A 2,959-nucleotide genomic window follows, 5' to 3' on the forward strand; every position below is an offset into this window, starting at 1 on the left:
GCATCAACTGCGTCTGTGTACTTACCGGTTTCCATATCAACGATTTTGGTCTTGATACGCTCATCAAACAGCTTGATAACGTCCTGACCTGCGTAATCGATATTCGCAGCGGCCAGAATGTTACTTTTACGGTCAAGCTCTTTGTTCGCGACCTGAATCGGTTTCAGCAGTACTGCCGCTGCGGATACGATAACGGAGCAGACTACGCACAGCAGAACTGCAACGGTAATTGTTTTACCGATTGTGTCTTTATTAGCCGACATTGCGTGCCATCCTCCGTTTAATATTCGCCTGAACAACAAAGTTATCGATCAGCGGTGCAAACAGGTTCGCGAACAGAATCGCCAGCATCATTCCCTCTGGGAACGCCGGGTTAACCACACGAATCAGTACAACCATCACACCGATCAAAGCACCGAAGTACCATTTACCTTTGTTCGTCATGGATGCGGATACTGGATCGGTTGCCATGAAGAACATACCGAATGCAAAGCCACCCAGCACCAGATGCCAGTAGAACGGCATAGAGAACATTGGATTAGTATCGGAACCGATGATATTCAGCAGCGTAGACATCGCAACCATACCCAGCATTACACCGGCTACGATCCGCCATGCGGCCACTTTAGCTATCAATAGAACCACACCACCCATCGCTATCGCCAGCGTGGATACTTCACCTACAGAACCCGGAATCGTACCGATGAACGCATCAAACCAAGTAATGCTCTGTGCAAGGATCGCATCAACACCGCCCAATGCAGCCAGACCCAACGGCGTAGCGCCGGAGAAACCGTCTACAGCAGTCCAGATCGCATCGCCGGACATCTGCGCAGGATATGCGAAGAAGAGGAAGGCACGACCTGTCAAAGCAGGGTTAAGGAAGTTCTTACCAGTACCACCAAATACCTCTTTACCAACAACCACACCGAAGCTAATGCCCAGTGCAACCTGCCAGAGAGGAACCGTAGGAGGAAGGATCAGACAGAACAGGATAGAAGTAACAAAGAAACCTTCGTTAACTTCGTGACCGCGTTTCATCGCAAACAGCACTTCCCAGAAACCGCCCACTACAAAGGTCACAATGTAGATCGGCAGCCAATAGGCAGCACCGTGAATCACGTTATCCCATATTGAATTTGGATCAAAGCTGGTGAGCGCACCCGCGATTGCACCCTGCCAGGTAGACGCTTCTGTCAAACCCAGAGATGCCATTGCAGTGTTCGCCTGCAAACCAACGTTATACATACCCATGAATACTGCAGGGAACGTACACATCCATACCAGAATCATCATGCGCTTCAGATCAACCGCATCACGTACGTGAGCTGCTGTCTTAGTCACCTGACCTGGTGTGTAGAAAATAGTATCGGCTGCTTCGTACAGCGCATACCAGTTTTCGTATTTGCCGCCTTTATGGAAATGCGGCTCCATTTTATCAAGAACGTTTCTTAGGCTCTTCATATGATCAGGCCTCCTTCTCGATACGTGTCAGGTTATCGCGCAGGATCGGGCCATACTCATACTTACCCGGACAGGCAAAAGTACAGAGAGCAAGATCTTCCTCATCGAGTTCCAGACAGCCCAACTGCATGGCAGTCACAATGTCGCCGGTTACCAGCGCACGCAACAACTGAGTTGGCAGGATATCCAGTGGCATCATCTCTTCGAACTGGCCTACAGGCACCATCGCACGTTCAGAGCCATGAGTAGTCGTGGTGAAGTCAAATTTCTTACTGCCACGATTCAGGAAAGAGGTGAAGACATTCAGAACGGAGAACTTATTCGACCCCGGCAGCAGCCAGCCAATAAATTCACGCTCATCGCCTTCTTCAAGCACAGAAATCTGATTCGCATAACGACCGAGATACCCGAAAGCACCGCCCGCTGCGCGACCATTCCATACAGAACCACTGATCACACGGTTGTTATCACCTTTAGTGATGCCTACCAGCAGATCATCCAGATTAGCCCCCATACGCGCACGCAACAGACCTGCGCGATACGCCATAGGACCACCCAGAGCGACAACGCGATCAGTAAAGATACGGCCGGAAGTAAACAGATGACCCACTGCGATCACATCCTGATAACCAATCGTCCAAACTGTCTTAGACTGAGAGACTGGTTCGAGGAAGTGAATGTGCGTTCCCGCATTACCCGCTGGGTGAGGACCATCGAACTCTTCTACAGTCACACCATCAGTGGTAGGGATATTTGCACCAGGCGCCTTACACAGATAAACATTATTATCTGCCAGCTTACGCAGCACTTTTAAGCCATTAACAAACGCTTCACTCTGTTCAGCGATAAAGATCGCTGGATCGGCTGCCAATGGATTGGTATCCATCGCAGTAACAAATACAGAATGCGCGGTTGTACCCGGCTGTGGCACTCGGCTGAAAGGACGTGTCCGCAGAGCGGTCCACATACCAGACTCAATCAGATTCTCCTGTACCTGTTCGGTAGTCAGAGACTCCAACTGAGACGCTTCGTATTTCGCAAACTCTACTGCTTCTTCGTTGTCATCCAGTTCGATCACAACAGACTGCAGTACACGACGTTCGCCACGGTTAATTTCTTTGACAACGCCTGCTCCAGGCGCGGTGTATTTAACACCTTCTGTCTTCTTGTCGGAAAAGATCACTTGACCGAGTTTTACTCGATCTCCTACCTTGACGGCCATAGTTGGCTTCATGCCAACAAAATCAGAGCCAATCACGGCGACCGAACGCACTTCCGGGGAGCCAGAAATAGTCTGCTCCGGTGCGCCCGTAATCGGTAGATCCAGACCTTGTTTGATCTTGATCATTCGCCTCACCCAATCACGTTATAGTTTTCAGGAACCCCGTTTCACTTTGTGCAGTTTTCGCACAGCTGTCCCCGCCTGCAAAAAAACATGCTTTTAAGTTGTTATCGAAACGAAGCAAACCCAACCCAAAAATCCGAATAAGTATAC

2 protein-coding genes and 1 pseudogene are annotated in these 2,959 nt (G+C 49.8%); all 3 read right to left on the reverse strand.

The window, feature by feature from the left end:
• Positions 1-263, reverse strand: a pseudogene (locus tag ABYW01_RS18090) (Na(+)-translocating NADH-quinone reductase subunit C); the annotation flags it as partial.
• Positions 253-1,464, reverse strand: coding sequence for an NADH:ubiquinone reductase (Na(+)-transporting) subunit B (locus tag ABYW01_RS18095; protein WP_372835521.1), 1,212 nt, complete (start codon positions 1,462-1,464; stop codon positions 253-255). The gene ABYW01_RS18095 and the pseudogene ABYW01_RS18090, both read right to left, overlap by 11 nt.
• A 4-nt stretch (positions 1,465-1,468) precedes the next feature.
• Positions 1,469-2,812 (reverse strand): Na(+)-translocating NADH-quinone reductase subunit A, encoded by a 1,344-nt coding sequence (locus ABYW01_RS18100; RefSeq protein WP_372835524.1) that lies wholly within the window; start codon positions 2,810-2,812, stop codon positions 1,469-1,471.
• Positions 2,813-2,959: the final 147 nt, after the last annotated feature.

This window comes from Pontibacterium sp. (assembly GCF_041587635.1).
GTDB lineage: Bacteria > Pseudomonadota > Gammaproteobacteria > Pseudomonadales > Balneatricaceae > Pontibacterium.

Coding starts and splice junctions, on each gene's coding strand:
- ABYW01_RS18095 (WP_372835521.1), bottom strand. CDS start 1,464: ATGAAGAGCCTAAGAAACGTTCTTGATAAAATGGAGCCGCATTTCCAT.
- ABYW01_RS18100 (WP_372835524.1), bottom strand. CDS start 2,812: ATGATCAAGATCAAACAAGGTCTGGATCTACCGATTACGGGCGCACCG.